Origin of the sequence: Pararhizobium sp. PWRC1-1, from assembly GCF_049897905.1 — a bacterium.
Classification (GTDB): Bacteria; Pseudomonadota; Alphaproteobacteria; order Rhizobiales; family Rhizobiaceae; genus Pararhizobium.
This window is the reverse complement of sequence record NZ_JAFCXE010000024.1, coordinates 65656-83120: the sequence shown is the minus strand read 5'-3', so window position 1 is coordinate 83120 and position 17465 is coordinate 65656. Positions and strand designations below refer to the sequence as shown.

The 17465-nt window shown below is 59.9% G+C and carries 21 protein-coding genes; 12 read left to right on the top strand and 9 right to left on the bottom strand.

Annotated features, from left to right (window positions below):
• Positions 1–11: 11 nt before the first annotated feature.
• Positions 12–446, top strand: a complete 435-nt coding sequence (locus tag ACP7E0_RS28265; RefSeq protein WP_060638607.1) for a metallopeptidase family protein — start codon at positions 12–14, stop codon at positions 444–446.
• Positions 447–485: 39 nt separating this feature from the next.
• On the opposite strand, the gene ACP7E0_RS28260 is transcribed toward ACP7E0_RS28265, so the two are convergent.
• Both ACP7E0_RS28260 and ACP7E0_RS28255 read right to left on the bottom strand, forming a co-directional pair.
• Positions 486–692 (bottom strand): DUF1737 domain-containing protein, encoded by a 207-nt coding sequence (locus tag ACP7E0_RS28260; protein WP_113247132.1) that lies wholly within the window; start codon positions 690–692, stop codon positions 486–488.
• Positions 689–1597 (bottom strand): HpcH/HpaI aldolase/citrate lyase family protein, encoded by a 909-nt coding sequence (locus ACP7E0_RS28255; RefSeq protein ID WP_426129857.1) that lies wholly within the window; start codon positions 1595–1597, stop codon positions 689–691. The genes ACP7E0_RS28260 and ACP7E0_RS28255 overlap by 4 nt, the downstream gene beginning before the upstream one ends.
• 114 nt (positions 1598–1711) lie before the next feature.
• Between ACP7E0_RS28255 and ACP7E0_RS28250 the strand changes: the two genes are divergently transcribed.
• The 3 genes from ACP7E0_RS28250 (at position 1712) to ACP7E0_RS28240 (ending at position 3073) form a co-directional block, all read left to right on the top strand.
• Positions 1712–1957, top strand: coding sequence for a hypothetical protein (locus ACP7E0_RS28250; RefSeq protein WP_426129855.1), 246 nt, complete (start codon positions 1712–1714; stop codon positions 1955–1957).
• Between the two features lie 117 nt (positions 1958–2074).
• Positions 2075–2680, top strand: coding sequence for a 3-isopropylmalate dehydratase small subunit (gene leuD / locus ACP7E0_RS28245; RefSeq protein ID WP_113317381.1), 606 nt, complete (start codon positions 2075–2077; stop codon positions 2678–2680).
• A gap of 6 nt (positions 2681–2686) precedes the next feature.
• Entirely contained in the window at positions 2687–3073 is a 387-nt protein-coding gene (locus ACP7E0_RS28240) for a RidA family protein (protein ID WP_426129854.1), read from the top strand.
• 5 nt (positions 3074–3078) lie between these two features.
• Here ACP7E0_RS28240 and ACP7E0_RS28235 read toward each other — a convergent pair whose 3' ends face one another.
• Positions 3079–3459: a hypothetical protein gene (locus tag ACP7E0_RS28235; protein ID WP_426129852.1), complete on the bottom strand. Its 381-nt coding sequence runs from the start codon at positions 3457–3459 to the stop codon at positions 3079–3081.
• Between the two features lie 579 nt (positions 3460–4038).
• On the opposite strand from ACP7E0_RS28235, the gene ACP7E0_RS28230 reads away from it, so the two are divergent.
• A complete protein-coding gene (locus ACP7E0_RS28230) occupies positions 4039–4491 on the top strand; it encodes a DoxX family protein (RefSeq protein WP_426129851.1) in 453 nt (150 codons plus the stop codon).
• Positions 4492–4596: 105 nt separating this feature from the next.
• Positions 4597–5427 (top strand): alpha/beta fold hydrolase, encoded by an 831-nt coding sequence (locus ACP7E0_RS28225; protein ID WP_426129850.1) that lies wholly within the window; start codon positions 4597–4599, stop codon positions 5425–5427.
• Between the two features lie 311 nt (positions 5428–5738).
• Here ACP7E0_RS28225 and ACP7E0_RS28220 read toward each other — a convergent pair whose 3' ends face one another.
• Positions 5739–5915, bottom strand: coding sequence for a hypothetical protein (locus ACP7E0_RS28220; protein WP_426129849.1), 177 nt, complete (start codon positions 5913–5915; stop codon positions 5739–5741).
• Positions 5916–6305: 390 nt separating this feature from the next.
• Here ACP7E0_RS28220 and leuB point away from each other — a divergent pair, with 390 nt between their 5' ends.
• The 3 genes from leuB (at position 6306) to gfa (ending at position 9072) form a co-directional block, all read left to right on the top strand.
• Positions 6306–7418 carry a 3-isopropylmalate dehydrogenase gene (gene leuB, locus ACP7E0_RS28215; protein ID WP_426129847.1) on the top strand — a complete coding sequence of 371 codons (1113 nt, stop codon included), beginning with the start codon at positions 6306–6308 and terminating at the stop codon, positions 7416–7418.
• A 276-nt stretch (positions 7419–7694) separates the two neighbouring features.
• Positions 7695–8390, top strand: coding sequence for a phosphatase PAP2 family protein (locus tag ACP7E0_RS28210; RefSeq protein WP_426129845.1), 696 nt, complete (start codon positions 7695–7697; stop codon positions 8388–8390).
• A gap of 106 nt (positions 8391–8496) precedes the next feature.
• Positions 8497–9072, top strand: a complete 576-nt coding sequence (gene gfa, locus ACP7E0_RS28205; RefSeq protein WP_426129843.1) for an S-(hydroxymethyl)glutathione synthase — start codon at positions 8497–8499, stop codon at positions 9070–9072.
• 99 nt (positions 9073–9171) lie between these two features.
• On the opposite strand, the gene typA is transcribed toward gfa, so the two are convergent.
• Together typA and ACP7E0_RS28195 are read right to left on the bottom strand one after the other, a co-directional pair.
• Positions 9172–11001, bottom strand: a complete 1830-nt coding sequence (typA, locus tag ACP7E0_RS28200; RefSeq protein ID WP_426129841.1) for a translational GTPase TypA — start codon at positions 10999–11001, stop codon at positions 9172–9174.
• Between the two features lie 137 nt (positions 11002–11138).
• Complete coding sequence (locus ACP7E0_RS28195; RefSeq protein WP_426129839.1) at positions 11139–12701, bottom strand: alkaline phosphatase D family protein; 1563 nt, start codon at positions 12699–12701, stop codon at positions 11139–11141.
• A 199-nt stretch (positions 12702–12900) separates the two neighbouring features.
• Between ACP7E0_RS28195 and ACP7E0_RS28190 the strand changes: the two genes are divergently transcribed.
• Positions 12901–13152 (top strand): ribbon-helix-helix domain-containing protein, encoded by a 252-nt coding sequence (locus tag ACP7E0_RS28190; protein WP_426129837.1) that lies wholly within the window; start codon positions 12901–12903, stop codon positions 13150–13152.
• Between the two features lies 1 nt (position 13153).
• Positions 13154–13507, top strand: coding sequence for a type II toxin-antitoxin system RelE/ParE family toxin (locus ACP7E0_RS28185; RefSeq protein WP_426129835.1), 354 nt, complete (start codon positions 13154–13156; stop codon positions 13505–13507).
• An 8-nt stretch (positions 13508–13515) separates the two neighbouring features.
• Here the strand turns inward: ACP7E0_RS28185 and ACP7E0_RS28180 are convergent, their stop codons facing one another.
• The 3 genes from ACP7E0_RS28180 to ACP7E0_RS28170 all read right to left on the bottom strand — a co-directional run bounded on the left by ACP7E0_RS28180 (position 13516) and on the right by ACP7E0_RS28170 (position 16743).
• Positions 13516–15603 carry a M3 family metallopeptidase gene (locus ACP7E0_RS28180; RefSeq protein WP_426129833.1) on the bottom strand — a complete coding sequence of 696 codons (2088 nt, stop codon included), beginning with the start codon at positions 15601–15603 and terminating at the stop codon, positions 13516–13518.
• A gap of 114 nt (positions 15604–15717) precedes the next feature.
• Positions 15718–16359 carry a LysE family translocator gene (locus tag ACP7E0_RS28175; protein ID WP_426129832.1) on the bottom strand — a complete coding sequence of 214 codons (642 nt, stop codon included), beginning with the start codon at positions 16357–16359 and terminating at the stop codon, positions 15718–15720.
• Positions 16360–16479: 120 nt separating this feature from the next.
• On the bottom strand, positions 16480–16743 hold the full coding sequence (locus tag ACP7E0_RS28170; RefSeq protein ID WP_426129830.1) for a hypothetical protein: 264 nt from the start codon (positions 16741–16743) through the stop codon (positions 16480–16482).
• Positions 16744–16985: 242 nt separating this feature from the next.
• Here ACP7E0_RS28170 and ACP7E0_RS28165 point away from each other — a divergent pair, with 242 nt between their 5' ends.
• Positions 16986–17465 (top strand): MarR family winged helix-turn-helix transcriptional regulator, encoded by a 480-nt coding sequence (locus tag ACP7E0_RS28165; RefSeq protein WP_426129829.1) that lies wholly within the window; start codon positions 16986–16988, stop codon positions 17463–17465.

Sequence of the window (17465 nt, the reverse complement as noted above, 5' to 3'; positions counted from 1 at the left end):
AAGGAGTGCCCATGGCCCGCATAGACCAGAGCGACGATTGGCGGGAACGCCACGCGCCGACAATCAGCACATTCGAATCCCTGGCGCTGGAGGCCTACAGCCACCTGCCGGAGGAATTCCGGGCGCTGGCCACCGATCTGACCATCGAAATCAATGATTTTCCAGATGAGGACGTTTTCGAAGACATGGCGCTGGAAACGCCGTTCGATCTGCTTGGATTGTTCGAGGGGCGCGGTATTGGTGAACGCTTCACCATGGAAACCGGCGAGATGCCGAACCGGATCATTCTCTACCGCCGGCCGATCCTCGACTATTGGGCGGAGAACGAAGAGACGCTGGGCGACATCATCACCCATGTGCTGATCCACGAGATCGGCCATCATTTCGGCCTGTCGGACGACGACATGGAGCGGATCGAGGAAAGCGTCGAGCATGTGGGCGGCTGAGACGGTTGAACCGTCCCAGCAGCTTTCAGTCAATCAGGATCAGTGTTCGGACAGCTTGGTATCGGGGGTGTATTCCTTGCCCTCGACATCCTTGACCACGGCCTGGCCGCACATCATCGCCCGGGTTTCCTGGTTCCAGGCATAGGTCGGTGAACCATACAGGTCCCAGCCCTTGTTGAGGGCGGCCGTGACCTTGTGGCAGAAGGTGGCGTCGTCGATGGCGGTCAGCAGGCGGTAAAGTTTCAAGGGGTTTTTCCTTTTGTGTTGATGGCATCGGCCTTGGTGGCGAGCCGCAGGGCTTGATCGAGATGAAGACGCTCGACCATCTGGCCGTTGAGATTGATGACGGCTTTATCGGCATTTTCCGGCAGTGCAAAGGCGTCGATGATCGACCGGGCGTCGTCAAGGGCGGCATCGGCGACACCGAAGGCGCCGTTGGCTGGGCCGATCTGGGCCGGGTGGATCAGCATCTTGCCATCAAAACCCATGTCGCGGCCTTGGGCGCATTCCGCCGCAAAACCCGCATCATCCCGGAAATCGTTGAAGACGGCATCGATGATGTCGAGGCCGCAGCTGCGGGCGGCGAGCAATATCTGCATCAACCAGGCAATCAGGTAGGTGCGGCCGGGCAGGGCGGGCACGCCGGTTTCCTTGCGCAAATCATTCAGCCCCGGCACGAAACAATCAAGCCTGCCGCCGGAGGTGCGGCCGGTTTCGGCAATCGCTGCCGCGTTCAGCACTCCGCGTGGAGTCTCGATCATTGCCCAGAGACGAACGCTATCCGGCGCATCGTTTTCCGAGAGGAAATCCACGACGGCCTGGATATCCTGCGGACTTTCGACCTTGGGAAGCAGGATGGCATCGGGCGACAGCGTCAGGGCGAAGGCCAGGTCTTTCTCGCCGAAGGGGGTCTTCAGATCATTGATGCGGACGATCACTTCGATATCGCGGCGGCGCTGCCGCTGCAGATGATCGAGCAGTGTCCGGCGGGCGGCAACCTTGTTGTCGATGGAGACCGCATCCTCGAGATCGTAGATCACCGCGTCGCAGGCAAGGGTGGCGATCTTGGCAAGGGCGCGGGCATTGTCGGCGGGCACACACAGGACCGAGCGGCGCAGACGGGAAGGGTGGCGATCGTTGGGAAGATTCATGCGGCTTTTGTGCCCGGCTTTCGCCATTTTCGCAAGGCAGACATGTCATACGGAAGTAGGCCTTGCAACGCGGCGCGGGCGAACCCACATTTCAGGCAACGAAAGGTGACGACAATGCAAAGCATACGCTCTCTCCTCCTGACAATCGCAGGCATCGCGTTCACGCTGATGGCCTTCGTGTTTACCGCATCGCTCGGTCTTGCCCTGATCGGCATCGCCTCGGTCGTGATGATCGGTACGACGATTGCGGCACGGCTTGCGCCCAAGCCCGTGCGGGCCACGGTAAACCGCAATTCCACCCGCCAGCAGCGCGAACCGCGCATCTGGAACGACGGCCGCGGCACGATCATCGACCTCTAAGGGCCGCCTTGGGGCTTTCTGGCTATCGGAAACAAGATTCTCCTTCATTTCGGCATGAAATTGCTCTAAACGCTGGGCGGAAATTTTTCCGCCCCGTTGAAATCGAAGGCCATTGCCATGGACAAGTTCGTCAAGCTCACCGGCGTCGCCGCGCCGCTCCCCGTCGTCAATATCGACACGGATATGATCATTCCGAAGGATTACCTGAAGACGATCAAGCGCACCGGGCTCGGCACCGGGCTTTTCGCCGAAGCCCGCTACCATGAAGACGGCTCGGTCAACGAGGATTTCGTCCTCAACAAGCCCGCCTACCAGAATGCCAAGATCCTGGTTGCCGGCGACAATTTCGGCTGCGGCTCGTCGCGCGAACATGCCCCGTGGGCGTTGCTCGACTTCGGCATCCGCTGCGTCATCTCGACCTCGTTTGCCGACATCTTCTACAATAACTGTTTCAAGAACGGCATTCTGCCGGTCGTGGTCTCTCCCGAAGATCTGGAAAAGCTGATGGATGACGCCTCGCGCGGCTCCAACGCCATCCTGACGGTCGATCTGGAAAACCAGGAAATCACCGGTCCGGACGGTGGCAAGATCACCTTCGAACTCGACGCGTTCCGCCGCCACTGCATGCTGAACGGCCTCGACGATATCGGCCTGACGCTGGAAAAGGCAACGGCGATCGACACATTCGAAAAGGCCAATGCCGCCTCGCATCCCTGGGCCTGAAACCCGATGCCCAGCCCGCGAAAACTGATCTCTTCCGGCTCGCCGTTTGAAAAGACGGCGGGTTATTCGCGGGCTGTCGTGCAGGGTGACTGGTGCTTCGTTTCCGGCACGACCGGCTACGATTACCAGACGATGACCATGCCGGAGACGGTGGAAGATCAAACCCGCAACTGCCTGAAGACGATCGAGGCGGCGCTCACCGGCGCCGGTTTCTCGCTCAAGGATGCGGTGCGCAATCACTATTACGTCACCGATGCCGCCTTTGCCGATGTCGTCTTCCCTATCCTCGGCGAGGCCTTCGGTGATATCCGTCCGGCAGCGACGATGCTGGTCTGCGACCTGATCCGCCCGGAAATGCTGATCGAGATCGAAGTCACCGCCTTCAGGGGCTGACACGCTCACCCCTCGACGAAGGGTGGCCCCAACGGCTGGGACAAGCCGGCCCGTGCCAATTCCCGGTGAAAATAGAGAAAGATCTGACGCCGGAATAGGATCATCTCGCGTTCGTCATCCGTCTTGGCTCCGGCAAGCCTTGCGGCCACCAGTTCGGGTGTCGCCAGCTCGAAGGTATTACCGCAAAAATCAAGCATCTCCGTGATTTCGCCGCTTTCCATCGAGGCGACGCAGAAAGGAGCTCCAAACCTGTTCGTTCTTCCGAGGCAACGGCAATCGCGGCGGCAGCGGCGCACCCCGCAAGCGAGATGATTGAGCCAGAACGTTGAAGCGACACGGGCCATCACTTCGGTTGCCGGTGATATTTCGGGTTTGACATAGGGCATAATCGCTCCTTCAGGGGCGGGCAGCAAAAGCATCCCCGCGCGGTGTTCGCCGTGGTTTTGAAAAACATGCACTCAATCGGACGGGGCACTGGAAACCGCCTCTAATGAGTAAATATATTTGACGCTTTCCAGCGCCCCGTTTGGCGTTCTCTCGGGAGCTTTCCTCCCTACAGACCCCGACTGCAGATTCTCTGACCCGGGACGATCGTCGCGACATAGGGTTCCGGCCCGGCATTCAGCATCACGGTTCCGGTACGCCACGCTTCTCATCCCGGCATGCGTGCCACACAGGCACACCCGCCCCAGAAGGACAGGGGGAATCCATTTTCCGGGGGCTCTCCTTCCGGTCCGCCTGACGTTCGCAGCCTCCTCATCGGAGACCACGAGGCTTTACGTGGAGCGCCAGCCCTGCCTCGCCGCAAACGTCTTGCGGTGCATCCGTGACAGAACACCATGATCATCACACGGTTTTTAAGGGCGGGGATTTTGGGGGAAGACAATTGCGATAAAACTGTTCGATTTCAACGCGCAGACATGTAGCATCCCGTTCGAACATCCACGCAAGAAAGGGGAAAAGCGATGCTGTTGAGAATGGAAGCCAAACTCGCCGGCGTCTGCACGCCGGTTTTCACCAGCCATCCGGTCCGTTGGCTGGGGCTCCTGGCACTTTGCTCTATCTATATCCTGAGCGGCATGACCAAGCTCATGGATTTCGGCAGCGCCGTCGCCGAGATGGAGCGATACCAGCTTTTGCCGGCAAGGCCGATCGCCGCCGTGGTCATCCTTTTCCAGCTGAGCGCTTCGGTCATGGTCATCAGCGGTTTCCTGCGGTGGATCGGCGCGCTGTCTCTGGCCGTGTTTACCGTGCTTGCAACATTCATTGCCTTGCGTTTCTGGGAAATGCCGCTGGGGCAGGAACGTTTCATGACGATGAACTTCTTCTTCGAGCATCTCGGGCTGGCCGGAGCCTTTCTTCTCGTCGCCTGGTACGATCTGCACAGATGGCGCCGGGGCGACAGGGACTGGAGCTGATCAGCGATCCCTGCGCAATCGGCTTAAAACGTGTTGCGGCCGGCATGGACGACAGGCATTCTGCCGTCTTGCCTTTCACCCCGCCCCTGACAAGGAACCGCACGAATGAGCAGCATCACCACAAACGACGGAACGGAAATCTTCTACAAGGATTGGGGTGCGCGCGACGCGCAGCCAATCGTTTTCCATCACGGCTGGCCATTGAGCGCAGACGACTGGGACAACCAGATGCTCTATTTTCTGGCGCAAGGATTTCGCGTCATCGCCCATGACCGCCGCGGCCATGGGCGCTCGACGCAGACATCGACCGGCCACGAAATGGATACCTATGCCGCCGACGTTGCAGCACTCACCGACGCGCTGGACCTCAAGAACGCCTTCCATGTCGGCCATTCCACCGGCGGCGGCGAGGTCGTCCATTACGTGGCGCGCGCCAAGCCGGGACGGGTCGGCAAGGCGGTCATCGCCGGTGCCGTGCCGCCGGTCATGGTGAAATCGGACCAAAATCCAGGTGGGCTACCGATCGATGTCTTCGACGGTCTGCGCAGCGCCCTGGTGGCAAACCGCGCCCAATTCTTCATCGATGTGCCGACCGGCCCGTTCTACGGCTTCAACCGGCCCGGCGCCAAGATTTCCCAAGGGCTGATCGACAATTGGTGGCGGCAGGGAATGATGGGTGCCGCCAACGCCCATTACGAGTGTATCAAGGCTTTTTCCGAAACCGATTTTACCGAGGACCTCAAGACGATCGAGGTTCCGGTACTGGTCCTGCACGGAACCGACGACCAGATCGTTCCCTATGACGACTCGGCACCGCTTTCGGCAAAACTGCTGAAGAACGGAACTCTGAAGAGCTACGAAGGACTGCCGCACGGCATGCTCTCGACGCATCCGGAGATTCTCAATCCCGATATGCTGGCTTTTTTCAGGGGTTAACGCCTCCAAAACCCGACTGTCGATAAATCCATTTCTTGTTATCGAAAAGTCATAGGGAAACTCAGCGGCAGCCAAAACCACCGTCACTCCTGTGCTTGTCACAGGAGTCTAGCCAGCCCAAGTCTTTGGGCTGAAAGAGTCTTTTGACCCGACAGACGTCGGGTCTCTGGATCCCCGCCACGAGGGCGAGGATGACGGAGGCTGGGAGTGGCCGTGTAGCAAAGCAACAATTTCAAGGCCCATCAGCAAACCAAAAACCCGGCTGCAGGGACAGCCGGGCTCTCGGGGAGGAAGCCGGAAATGGTGAGCGCTTATTCGCAGACGCGGATCTTCTTGACGATCAGGTTGCCGTCATAATCGTAGGTTCTGACCTTCTTGACGTAGCAATAGGGCTGGCAGTCGTCGTTGTAATAGCCGGCCTGCGACGGGGCTGCGAAAGAACCGGCGGCAATGATGACAACAGCGGCGGTCAGAACGAATTTGCGCATGCGGGGGTCTCTCCTTGAGATCGCGCGGATGAGCCTCCCTCATCCAGTGACCGGACAATCCCACAGGCTAGGTGTCGGCGCTGTTCCAGATGGAACAGGATTTGTTTATTTTCGGGATTTCCATCTGCCCGCAAAGAGAAGCATGTCCAATGTGGCCACAGGATTACGGTCACAGAGCGGATGAGATTGCGCATTGGCCGTTCCATCGGCTGGGCCGGAAGAGATATCCGGCTGATGGAAGGTACTCACGCCTAGGCGGCGCCACCCGTTCCGGCGGGAACTGACGGTGCGCGCACAATTCTTTCCAAAACTGGATTTTCCTTGAACGGAAGTTGCGTTAAGAACGCGCCAACACATGACACGCCCACCCTTCGATATAAGGAATGCCCCATGACAGTGCGCAATCTTTTCCTTCTGCCCGGCGACGGCATCGGCCCGGAAGCTATGGCGGAAGTCCGCAAAATCATCGCCTATATGAACGCCGACATGGCCGGTGGTTTTACCACCGACGAAGGTCTGGTCGGCGGCTGCGCCTACGACGCGCATGGCGCGGCGATTTCCGACGCTGACATGGAAAAGGCAATGGCGGCGGACGCCGTGCTGTTCGGTGCTGTCGGCGGCCCGAAATGGGATGACGTGCCTTACGAGGTGCGCCCGGAAGCAGGCCTCCTGCGCCTGCGCAAGGACATGCAGCTGTTTGCCAACCTGCGCCCGGCGATTTGCTATCCGGCGCTCTCCGATGCTTCTTCGCTGAAGCCGGAACTGGTCGAAGGTCTCGACATCCTGATCGTGCGCGAGCTGACCGGCGGCGTCTATTTCGGCGAGCCGAAGGAGATCATCGATCTCGGCAACGGCCAGAAGCGCGGCATCGATACGCAGGTCTACGACACCTATGAGATCGAGCGCATCGCCGGCGTCGCCTTCGAACTGGCCCGCACCCGCGGCAACCGCGTCTGCTCGATGGAAAAGCGCAACGTCATGAAATCCGGCGTTCTTTGGAACCAGGTGGTGACCGCGACGCACAAGGCAAAGTATTCCGACGTCGCGCTTGACCACATGCTGGCCGATGCCGGCGGTATGCAGCTCGTTCGTGCGCCAAAGCAGTTCGACGTCATCGTCACCGACAACCTGTTCGGCGACATGCTGTCGGACGTTGCCGCGATGCTGACCGGTTCGCTCGGCATGCTGCCGTCGGCGTCGCTTGGCGCACCGGACGCCACCACCGGCAAGCGCAAGGCGCTCTATGAGCCCGTGCACGGCTCGGCCCCGGACATTGCCGGCAAGGGCATTGCCAACCCGATCGCGATGATCGCCTCGTTTGCCATGTGCCTGCGCTACTCCTTCAACCTCGTGACGGAAGCCGACAACCTGGAAAAGGCGATCGCCAACGTTCTCGACAAGGGTATCCGCACCGGCGACATCATGGCCGATGGCGCCCGCAAGGTCGGCACCGTCGACATGGGCGATGCGATCCTGGCCGAATTCAAGGCGCTTTCGGCGTAAATTTTGCCGGAATAATGTTTTGTGCGGCATCCGGGGCATCGGCCCGGATGCCGTTTTTGTTTGGGTGGGGTTGATTCCGCTCTGCAGATTCACAAGTTTCGTCCGATAGCCATTTTAGTCCCCGTCCGTCCTGTGCTTGTCACAGGAATCCAGCGACGCGGCGTCTGCCGCGTCAAGGAGTCTTTAGCGGCGCAGACGCGCCGCTGCTGTATCCCCGCCACAAGGGCGAGGATGACGGAGGAAAGAAGGGCGCCGCGCCAAGAAAGTCCTTCGTTCATGAACCGACCACTCTCCTCGTCTCTCTGGCTGCTTTTGGCGGCCGCCCTGCTGGTTGCGGCATTGCTGCCCTTCGATGGTCTGATCTCGCAGACGGCGCAGGGGCTGCCGGGCGGGGTTGTGGCCTTCAACGAAAAGATCACCGACTTCGGCACGTTCGCCTGGATGATCTACGGCTCCGGCTCGATCGTCATCGTCGCCTATATCCTGCATAGGGTGTCGCGCAGCGAAGGGTTTTCATCGAAAACGAAAACCGGCTGGCGGCTGGCTCTGTATTTTCTCGTGACGATCGGCAGCGCCAGCATCGTGGTGCACCTGGCAAAGCTGGTGATCGGCCGGGCGCGGCCTGAACTGTTCACTGAGTATGGTGCCCATAGCATCTCGTTCTTCTCCGGCCATGACTGGGTGTTCCAGAGTTTTCCGTCCGGCCATTCGGCGGCCGTCGGCTCGTTCTTCGGCGCCTTTTCAATGCTGGCACCAAGGCTGCGCATCGCCTTTGCGCTGGGGGCGCTTGCGATCGGTATCAGCCGCGTTGTCGTCGGCGCCCATTATCCAAGCGATGTGGCCGCTGGATTGCTTGTGGGATTGTGGACAGCGCTGATGACGGCGTTCTTCTTTGCCCGGCGGAACTGGTTGTTTCGGCTGGACGACAAGGGCTGGCCCCGGCCGAAAAACAGCTTCGACGCTGCGACCTGAACGCTGCGAGACTCTTTCCGCCGGCGTGATATGCTGCTCCCAGACGCCTTGCCGCGATCTGCCGGCACGGGGAGGCGGCGTACACAAACCGGCACGGGAGGAGAACATGCCTGCTACCGTTTCTCTACATCCATTGCTCGATAAAGGCGTACCAAAGGCCGCGTCCGGCTTTGCTGGCGGCGTTCTGGTCTGCGCATGTACCGACAAGCCTGTGCGGATCGAGGTCGAGGGTGACGTTGCCCATAACCATGCCTGCGGCTGTACCAAATGCTGGAAACCGGCCGGGGCGCGGTTTTCGGTGGTCGCGGTCGTTCCGCATGACAAGATTACCGTGCTCGAGAATGGCGATAAACTCGAGGTCGTTGACAAGACGGCACTGATCCAGCGGCATGCCTGCATGGGCTGCGGCGTCCATATGTATGGCCCTGTCGTGCGTGAGCATCCTTTTCAGGGGCTGGACTTCATTCATCCCGAACGCTTTGACAAGGATGGCTGGTCGCCGCCGGGTTTCGCCGCCTTCGTGTCCTCGATCATCGAAGCCGGAACGGACCCCGCCGACATGCCGGCCATCCGCGCTCGCCTGAGCGAACTCGGCCTGACACCGTCCGATTGCCTGAACAATGCGCTGATGGACTATATGGCCACCTGGATGGCGAAGAAGAGTGGTATCCTGAAATCCTGATACAGGCTTCTGCAGACGCATAAACAGGCCAGACAGAACGAAAAAGGGCGCAGCGATCGATGTCGCTGCGCCCTTGTCTATTTGGTTGGAACCGTCTGCTTACGCAGCGCCGCGCGACTTTTCGAAACGCTTGCGGTCGTTCGAGTCGAGGTACATCTTGCGCAGGCGTATGTTCTTCGGCGTCACTTCGACCAGTTCGTCGTCCTGGATCCAGGAGAGCGCGCGGTCGAGCGTCATGCGGATCGGCGGGGTCAGCTTGACGGCTTCGTCCTTGCCGGAGGCGCGCATGTTGGTCAGCTTCTTGCCCTTCAGCACGTTGACTTCGAGGTCGTTGTCACGCGTGTGGATGCCGATGATCATGCCGGCATAGACCTTCTCGCCGACGTCGATGATCATCGGGCCGCGGTCTTCCAGGTTGAACATGGCGTAGGCAACGGATTCGCCGGCGTCGTTGGAAAGCAGAACGCCCTGAACGCGGCCGCCGATATCGCCCTTGTAAGGCTGATATTCGTGGAACAAACGGTTCATGATCGCCGTGCCGCGCGTGTCGGTCATCAGTTCCGACTGGTAGCCGATCAGACCGCGGGTCGGAGCGAAGAACTTCAGGCGAACGCGGTTGCCGCCGGAGGGGCGAAGCTCGGCCATTTCAGCCTTGCGCTCGGACATCTTCTGGACGACGACGCCGGAATATTCTTCATCGACGTCGATGACGACTTCTTCGACCGGTTCCAGCATCTGGCCGGTTGCTTCATCCTTGTGCATAACGACGCGCGGACGCGAAACGGCAAGCTCGAAGCCCTCGCGGCGCATGGTTTCAATGAGAACGGCGAGCTGCAATTCGCCACGGCCGGACACGTAGAACGAATCCTTGCCTTCAGCTTCTTCGATCTTCAGCGCGACGTTGCCTTCGGCTTCCTTGAACAGGCGGTCACGAATAACGCGGCTTGTTACCTTGTCGCCTTCAGTGCCGGCAAGCGGGCTGTCGTTGACGATGAAGGACATGGTGACGGTCGGCGGGTCGATCGGCTGGGCATGCAGCGCCTCGGTGACCGACGGATCGCAGAACGTGTCGGCGACCGTGCCCTTGGACAGGCCGGCAATCGCGACGATGTCGCCCGCATGGGCTTCTTCGATCGGCGTACGCTCGATGCCGCGGAAAGCGAGGATCTTCGAGATACGGCCATTTTCGATCAGCTTGCCGTCCTGGCCAAGAACCTTGACGGCCTGGTTCGGCTTGATCGAGCCGGAATGGATGCGGCCGGTGATGATGCGGCCGAGGAAGGGGTTGGCTTCCAGGATCGTGCCGATCATGCGGAACGCGCCGTCTTCTTCGCCGACGCTCGGCTCTGGAACGTGCTTGAGAACGAGGTCGAGAAGCGGGGCAAGACCCTCTTCCTTCGGACCTTCCGGATTGATGTTCATCCAGCCATTGCGGCCCGAACCGTAGAGGATCGGGAAATCGAGCTGCTCGTCGGTCGCGTCAAGGTTTGCGAAGAGGTCGAAGACTTCGTTGATGACTTCTTCGTGGCGGCCGTCCGGACGGTCGATCTTGTTGATCGCGACGATCGGGCGAAGGCCGACCTTCAGCGCCTTGGAGACCACGAACTTGGTCTGCGGCATCGGGCCTTCCGAGCTGTCCACCAGAACGATCGCGCCGTCCACCATCGACAGGATACGCTCGACTTCACCGCCGAAGTCGGCGTGGCCGGGGGTGTCGACGATGTTGATGCGAACGCCCTTCCATTCGATCGAGGTGGCCTTGGCCAGAATGGTGATGCCACGCTCTTTTTCGAGGTCGGTGCTGTCCATCATGCGCTCGGTCGTGCGCTGGTTGTCGCGGAAAGAACCCGACTGCTTCAGAAGTTCGTCGACAAGCGTGGTTTTCCCATGGTCAACGTGTGCGATGATCGCGATGTTGCGCATTTTCATGTGTGAATACTCGGAGGTTTCGGGGCGTATGTGATGAACGCCGCATCTTCAATTGCGCGGCTCATACAGGTTTTTTTGCATTTGCGAAAGGGGGGAGGGCGGCAAAGTCTTGAGAGAGAGTGAATCCGGCGGCTGTTTCATACGGAATTGCCGATTGGGTCGAGCGTGATCTGCCAGAGTTCCTGATCGTCGCGATCCATCAGCCGGACCGTCATCTGCTCGGTCTGGCCGTTGATATCGACAAGACCGAAGAACTGCAGGCCAGCGGATGGTGGCAGGTTCTGGTCGATGCCGCTGCCGGCAGCCTTGATGAAACGCACCTCCGGTCCGAAGGTCATGTCCAGTTCCTTCGGCCCATAGGTGCCGGAATGCAGCGGGCCGGAGACGAATTCCCAGAACGGCAGGAAGTCCCTGAAGGCGGCGCGGGCAGGGTCGTAATGGTGGGCGGCGGTATAGTGCACGTCCGCCGTCAGCCAGACGGTGTTCTGGATGGCGTTGTCGCGGATGAAGGTGAGGATATCGGCGAATTCCTTTTCGCGGCCGGTGGGCTGGCCGTTGTCGCCATTGGCGATTGCATCGGAACCCTGCCTGTTGGCGAAATCGTCCCAGACGACGAGGCCGATCGGCATGTCGCAGGCAATCACCTTCCAGGTGGCTTTCGAGGCCGCCAGTTCCCGCTTCAGCCAGTCCGCCTGCCGCCAGCCGAACAGTTCGTTGCCGCCGCCCTGATTGGCTTCACGGTAGGAGCGCAAATCGACGAAGAACACGTCGAGCAGCCGGCCATAGGGGATCTTGCGGAAGATGCGGCCGGGCTGGGCGGGGATGGCGCGGATCGGCGTCATTTCCTGGAAAGCCTGCATGGCGCGGGCCGCATAGACCGAGACGTCCTTGTCCGGATAGCGATTATCGTCGCGCAGATCGGTCGAGGGCGACCAGTTGTTCAAAACCTCATGATCGTCCCACTGGTAGAAGGTGGGACAAGTAGCATTCAGCGCGCGGACGTGATCGTCGAGAAGATTGTATTTCCACTGGCCGCGATATTCGTCGAGCGTGCGCGCCACTTCGCGCTTTTCCGGCGTGACGATGCGGTTCTTCCAGATGGTGCCGTCCCGCAGCGGAATTTCGTCGGGAATGGGGTTGTCGGCATAGATCGTGTCGCCGGAATGGATGAAGAAATCCGGCTCGTGCAGCTGCATGGTCGAATAGGTCTTCATGCCGGTATCGTCGATGCCCCAGCCTTGGCCGGCGGTGTCGCCCGACCAGACGAAACGCACCGAGCGGCGGCGCAAGGGTGCTGTGCGAAACCGGCCGATGACCGGTTCGGAAACGCTGTTGCTGTCGTAGAGATCGGTTGCGGTGAAGCGGTAGAAGATGTCCTGGTCCGGCAGCAGGTTGTTCAGCGTACATTTCACTGCGTAGTCGCTACCGGGCAGCGCATCGATCGACGGCAGCCGCACCGGCGCTGAAAAGCTTTCGGTGGTCGAATATTCGACCGCGATGCGCGACGGCCGGTCGGCCCGTGTCCAGATCATCCCGGATTTAGTGTCGACATCGCCGGACTGGACACCATGCGTGAAGGATGGCCTGCCGTAGCTTCTGGAGTAAAATGGCGTGGCCAGAACGGATGTGGCGGCAAACCCGGCAGCGCCCGCTGAAAGCAGAAAGGAGCGGCGGGTCAGCGTATCCTGAATATCGACCAAATCGGCCTCCGGTACCGTCTCGGGAATCACGTGAAACCCGAGGGGGACCTTTGGCGAAAGCCATGTCAGTTCGTTTACAGTTGGATGAATCTATTCCAACGGTTTGGCGACAGTTCCGTGACGCGATGTCATTCTGTGCTGTTTATTGACAATATTCAGCACAAGTATCATCCTGACGGGCTGTAATTGGGAGATCGGCATGGCGTCGGAAAGCATTCATGTCCGGGTCACAGGCCCCTTGCAGGACCATCTCCAGCAGCAGATCGGCCAGGATGGCCTCTATGAAAACGCCAGCGAGTACATCCGCGCTCTGATCCGCCGTGATCTGCAAAGCCGGACGGAGGCCTGGGTCTGGCTGCAGAAGAAACTGGAACCTGGCTTGAGGGCTGACGAAAACGAGTTTGTCGCCGTTTCGGCAGAAGACGTCATTCGCCGCAACACAAGCCGATAGGATGGCCGGATATCTGTTTTATCCTCCAGCCGATGCCGCACAGGATCGGATTTGGAGAGATACCGTCGTGCAGTGGGGTGAAGCGCAGGCGGTTACCTATATTACAGGCCTTCACACTCATCTGCAGAAACTATCAAAGACCAAAGCCCTCTGGCGCCGGTTGCCGAGCGATCTTGCTATACCCGCCGACCTGAAAGCCCACGCCTACTTCAGCCGCTACGAGCGGCATTATCTGTTCTTTCGAGAGCTCCCGAGCGGCAAAATCGGGGTGATGGCCATCCTTCACCAGCGGATGGATATCCCCGTGCGGCTGCACGAGGATCTGACCGGTATCGCTGATAAATCCGAAGATTAATAGCGTGCTCAGGCGTCGGAGCCCGAAAGTTCCTCCGTGACCGCCAGCCCTTTCTTGGCCAGCATCGCATCCGGGCTTGGCAGCTTACCGCGGAAGGCCTTGTAGGCGTCTTCCGGATCGAGCGAGCCGCCGACGGAATAGATGTGGTCCTTGAGCTTCTTGGCCATGGCCGTATCGAACGCATCGCCGGTTTCCTCAAACGCAGCGAAGGCATCGGCGTCGAGCACTTCCGACCACATGTAGGAATAGTAGCCGGCCGAATAGCCGCCGGCGAAGATGTGCTGGAAGTGCGGCGAGGCGTGACGCATGACCAGTGATTTCGGGATGCCGAGCTCGGCCAGGATTTCCGCTTGAACCGCCATCGGATCATCGATCGGCCCGCGGGTGTGGAACTCCATGTCGACGATTGCCGAGGAGGTGAATTCCACCGTGTTGAACCCTGCATTGAAGGTGCGTGCGGCCAGAACCTTGTCGAGCAGGGATTGCGGCATCGGTTCGCCGGTTTCGACATGCACGGCATATTGCTTGAGGATATCAGGCACCATCAGCCAGTGTTCGTAGAGCTGCGAGGGCAGTTCGACGAAATCGCGGGACACTGCGGTGCCGGATACCGAAGGATAGGTGACATCCGACAGCATGCCATGCAGCGCGTGGCCGAATTCATGGAACAACGTGCGGGCATCGTCGAGCGACAGAAGCGCCGGCTTTCCTTCCGCCGGTTTGGCGAAGTTGCAGACATTGTAGATGATCGGCATTTCGCCTGTCCTGCCGTTCTTCAGTGGCAGCTTGTGCTGCGACTGGAACGCGCTCATCCAAGCACCGGACCGTTTCGAGCTGCGGGCAAAATAGTCACCGAGGAAAAGGGCGACCAGCTTGTTCTGCGCGTCGCGGATCTCGAAGACGCGCACGTCCGGGTGATAGGCGGTAATGCCTTTCTTCTCGATCGCACGAATGCCGAACAGCCGGTTGGCGACATCGAAGCAGGCCTCGATGATCTTTTCGAGCTGCAGATAGGGCTTCAGTTCGGCTTCGGAGAAATTGAATTTTTGCGCGCGGATGCGCTCGGAGTAGAAGCGCCAGTCCCAGGGCATGACGTCGTGGTTCTTGCCATCCTCGGCAATCATCCCGGCGATATCGGCTTCTTCCTCGCGGGCGCGCTTGACGGCTTTTTCCCAGACGGCGCGCAAGAGATCGTTTACCGCAGCCGGTGTCTTTGCCATGGTGTTATCGAGCTTCATTTCGGCGAAATTGCCGTAACCGAGCAGTTTGGCGACCTCGCTGCGCAGTGCCAGCGTTTCGCGGATGATGCCGCGATTGTCGGTGTCGCCCGGATTTTCGCCGCGGGCCGCCCAGGCCTTGAAAGCCTGTTCGCGCAGATCGCGGCGTTCCGAGAACGTCAGGAAAGGCTCGATGATCGAGCGCGACAGGGTGACGGCATATTTGCCGTCTTCGCCGCGTTCACAGGCGGCTGATGCCATCGCATCTTTCAGGAAATCCGGCAGGCCTTCGAGTTCCTGCCCGTCGGAGAGAATGAGCGACCAGCCCTTTTCGTCAGCCAGCACGTTCTGGCCGAACTGGGTGCTGAGGCCGGCGAGTTTTTCGTTGATCCCCGCAAGCGTTTCCTGCTCGGGCTTCGGCAGCTTGGCGCCGGATTTGACAAAACCCTTCCAGTGGCGCTCGAGAACGCGCGTTTGTTCGAGATCAAGGCCAAGAGCCTCACGTTTCTCCCAAAGCTGATCGATCCGCTGAAACAGCGCCGCATTCATGCCGATCTTCGAATAGTGCCGCGACATCTTTGGCGAGATGTCCCGCTCCAGTGCCTGGATGGCGTCATTGGTGTGGGCGCCAGCCCGGTTCCAGAACAGCGACGAAACCCGTGACAGTGCGTCACCGGCGGTCTCAAGGGCAACGATGGTGTTTTCGAAGGTGGCAGGCTGCGGATTTGCAGCGATGGCGTCGATTTCGGTTTCGTGTCCGGCAAGGGCCGCCTCGAAGGACGCTGCAAAATCGCTGTCGCTGACCGCCTCGAAGCGCGGCAGCCCATCCGGGCCGTTCCAATCGGTGATGGCAGGGTTCAGCGCGGGGTTCGACGTCATAAGGCAGTCCTTTCGCATTCCGGTATGTCCCGCCTAAAGCGGATGCTGCGTCCCGTTGTCGGCAGCGATTGTGGAAATATCAAGATTGTCAGGTGGGCGCTTGCGGGCCGCCGGTCAAGGCTTGCGCAGTCCCAACAGTCCGGGTGTTGCATGCCAGACGGCCTGCACGGCAAAGCCGATGAACAGCACGCCGGACAGCCGCACGATCGCCAGTTCATGGCGGCGGTAGAAGCGCCGCACCACCGATGCGCCGATGATGCCGATGAGAATGATATCGGCGACAAGGAAGCCGAGGAAGGAAACGGCGAGCAGCGCCGGCAGCGCATGGAAATCGAGCGCATTGGAGGAGCCGGCGAGAAGTGCCGTGAAGGTCGCCAGCGCCACCGGATAGCCCTTCGGGTTGGTGAGGCCGAAGATGAGGCCGCGGCGATACGGCCGCTCGACGGCCATCAGTGGCTGGTTTTCGCCACGTGGCTTGGCCCGAAGCGCGTTCCAGCCGATCCAGGCCAGATAAAAGCCGCAGAGCAGGCCGAGAACGTCGAAGACTGTGCTGCCGATGGTCTTTGCACCGACGATCGCGACGAGGGCCAGCGTCGACCAGAGCAGGTCACCGGCCAGATGTCCGCCCATGAACATTGCGCCCGCCTTGCGGCCTTGCCCGGCACCGATGCCGAGAAGGGCGAGAAATGCGGGTCCGGGGATGAGAACGTAAAGGAGGGCGGCCAGAAAGGCGCCGAAAAGCAGGGTCTGCGTCATGGAATCTCCTCGCGCGTGAAGAGCCATTCGACCTTGCGACGATGATTCCGTCAAGATGCAGTTGGGCGGGATGCGGGGCAGGACCAGCCAAGGCCCCGCCCGCGCGAAAAGTGGCAAAGCTTACTTGGCTTGGGTTGCCTTCATGGCGTTGTCGAGATGCATGGAGCAGTCGTCGGTCTTGCCATCTTTCATCGCCATCTTGGCGCTATCGACTTCCTTCATGGCCATCATCATGGAATCCTTCTTCATCGGATCGGTCATGCCCTTGGCCATTGCTTCTGTCTTCATGATGGACGCGTCATCGCAAGTCATCATGCCGGCGGCGAAGGCCGGAGCCGAAAGGCTGGCAATGACGGCTGTGGCGGCGAAAATTGTCTTGAACATGTTGTCTCTCCCAGTGAGGCGGGAGCATGATTGCCCCGCTGCGAACTCTGCGCCCGGGTTATGGACACGTTCAACTCACGCGTACGCGATGCACGCAGTTGTCATAACGCGTGCTTTTCATTGTTACTTTCGTGATCGATTTATTACCAATATTGCATATTTTTCCGAAACTCTTCGCGGAACTTGCCGGTTTACCTCTCGCTTGATAAGTAAAGCTTACGATAACCCAAAGGCGAGTTCCGATGCCGGTCAGATTGGAAACCGATACGATCGGCATGCTGCTCACCGATGTGTCACGGTTGCTGCGCGGCGCGTTCGATCGCCGCATCACCGCGTCGGCTCTGGGGGTGACGCCGGGAGAGGCCCGGGCCCTGATCCAGGTGGCGGCGACCGAGGGCATCAAGCAGGCCGAGATCGCCATCAAGATGGGCATCGAGCCGATGACGCTCTCCACCTATCTCGATCGTCTCGAAGGACTAGGCCTTGTCGAGCGTGTTCCCGATCCCTGCGACCGCCGGGCAAAAAATGTCGTGGTGACCGACAAGGCGGATACGCTGCTTCTCGACATTCGCAAGGAGGTTCGTGACCTGATGGATCAGGTCACGCTCGGCCTCGATGCGGAGGGCCTTGAGGCGCTCAGGGCAAGCCTGAAGGGCCTGCGCGAAAATCTCCACCAACTGGATCGCTGCGCGTCCTCTGACAAGAAAAGTGTCTCCGAATGA

Coding starts and splice junctions, on each gene's coding strand:
- ACP7E0_RS28265 (WP_060638607.1), top strand. CDS start 12: ATGGCCCGCATAGACCAGAGCGACGATTGGCGGGAACGCCACGCGCCG.
- ACP7E0_RS28255 (WP_426129857.1), bottom strand. CDS start 1,597: ATGAATCTTCCCAACGATCGCCACCCTTCCCGTCTGCGCCGCTCGGTC.
- ACP7E0_RS28250 (WP_426129855.1), top strand. CDS start 1,712: ATGCAAAGCATACGCTCTCTCCTCCTGACAATCGCAGGCATCGCGTTC.
- leuD (WP_113317381.1), top strand. CDS start 2,075: ATGGACAAGTTCGTCAAGCTCACCGGCGTCGCCGCGCCGCTCCCCGTC.
- ACP7E0_RS28240 (WP_426129854.1), top strand. CDS start 2,687: ATGCCCAGCCCGCGAAAACTGATCTCTTCCGGCTCGCCGTTTGAAAAG.
- ACP7E0_RS28235 (WP_426129852.1), bottom strand. CDS start 3,459: ATGCCCTATGTCAAACCCGAAATATCACCGGCAACCGAAGTGATGGCC.
- ACP7E0_RS28230 (WP_426129851.1), top strand. CDS start 4,039: ATGCTGTTGAGAATGGAAGCCAAACTCGCCGGCGTCTGCACGCCGGTT.
- ACP7E0_RS28225 (WP_426129850.1), top strand. CDS start 4,597: ATGAGCAGCATCACCACAAACGACGGAACGGAAATCTTCTACAAGGAT.
- ACP7E0_RS28220 (WP_426129849.1), bottom strand. CDS start 5,915: ATGCGCAAATTCGTTCTGACCGCCGCTGTTGTCATCATTGCCGCCGGT.
- leuB (WP_426129847.1), top strand. CDS start 6,306: ATGACAGTGCGCAATCTTTTCCTTCTGCCCGGCGACGGCATCGGCCCG.
- ACP7E0_RS28210 (WP_426129845.1), top strand. CDS start 7,695: ATGAACCGACCACTCTCCTCGTCTCTCTGGCTGCTTTTGGCGGCCGCC.
- gfa (WP_426129843.1), top strand. CDS start 8,497: ATGCCTGCTACCGTTTCTCTACATCCATTGCTCGATAAAGGCGTACCA.
- typA (WP_426129841.1), bottom strand. CDS start 11,001: ATGAAAATGCGCAACATCGCGATCATCGCACACGTTGACCATGGGAAA.
- ACP7E0_RS28190 (WP_426129837.1), top strand. CDS start 12,901: ATGGCGTCGGAAAGCATTCATGTCCGGGTCACAGGCCCCTTGCAGGAC.
- ACP7E0_RS28185 (WP_426129835.1), top strand. CDS start 13,154: ATGGCCGGATATCTGTTTTATCCTCCAGCCGATGCCGCACAGGATCGG.
- ACP7E0_RS28180 (WP_426129833.1), bottom strand. CDS start 15,603: ATGACGTCGAACCCCGCGCTGAACCCTGCCATCACCGATTGGAACGGC.
- ACP7E0_RS28175 (WP_426129832.1), bottom strand. CDS start 16,359: ATGACGCAGACCCTGCTTTTCGGCGCCTTTCTGGCCGCCCTCCTTTAC.
- ACP7E0_RS28170 (WP_426129830.1), bottom strand. CDS start 16,743: ATGTTCAAGACAATTTTCGCCGCCACAGCCGTCATTGCCAGCCTTTCG.
- ACP7E0_RS28165 (WP_426129829.1), top strand. CDS start 16,986: ATGCCGGTCAGATTGGAAACCGATACGATCGGCATGCTGCTCACCGAT.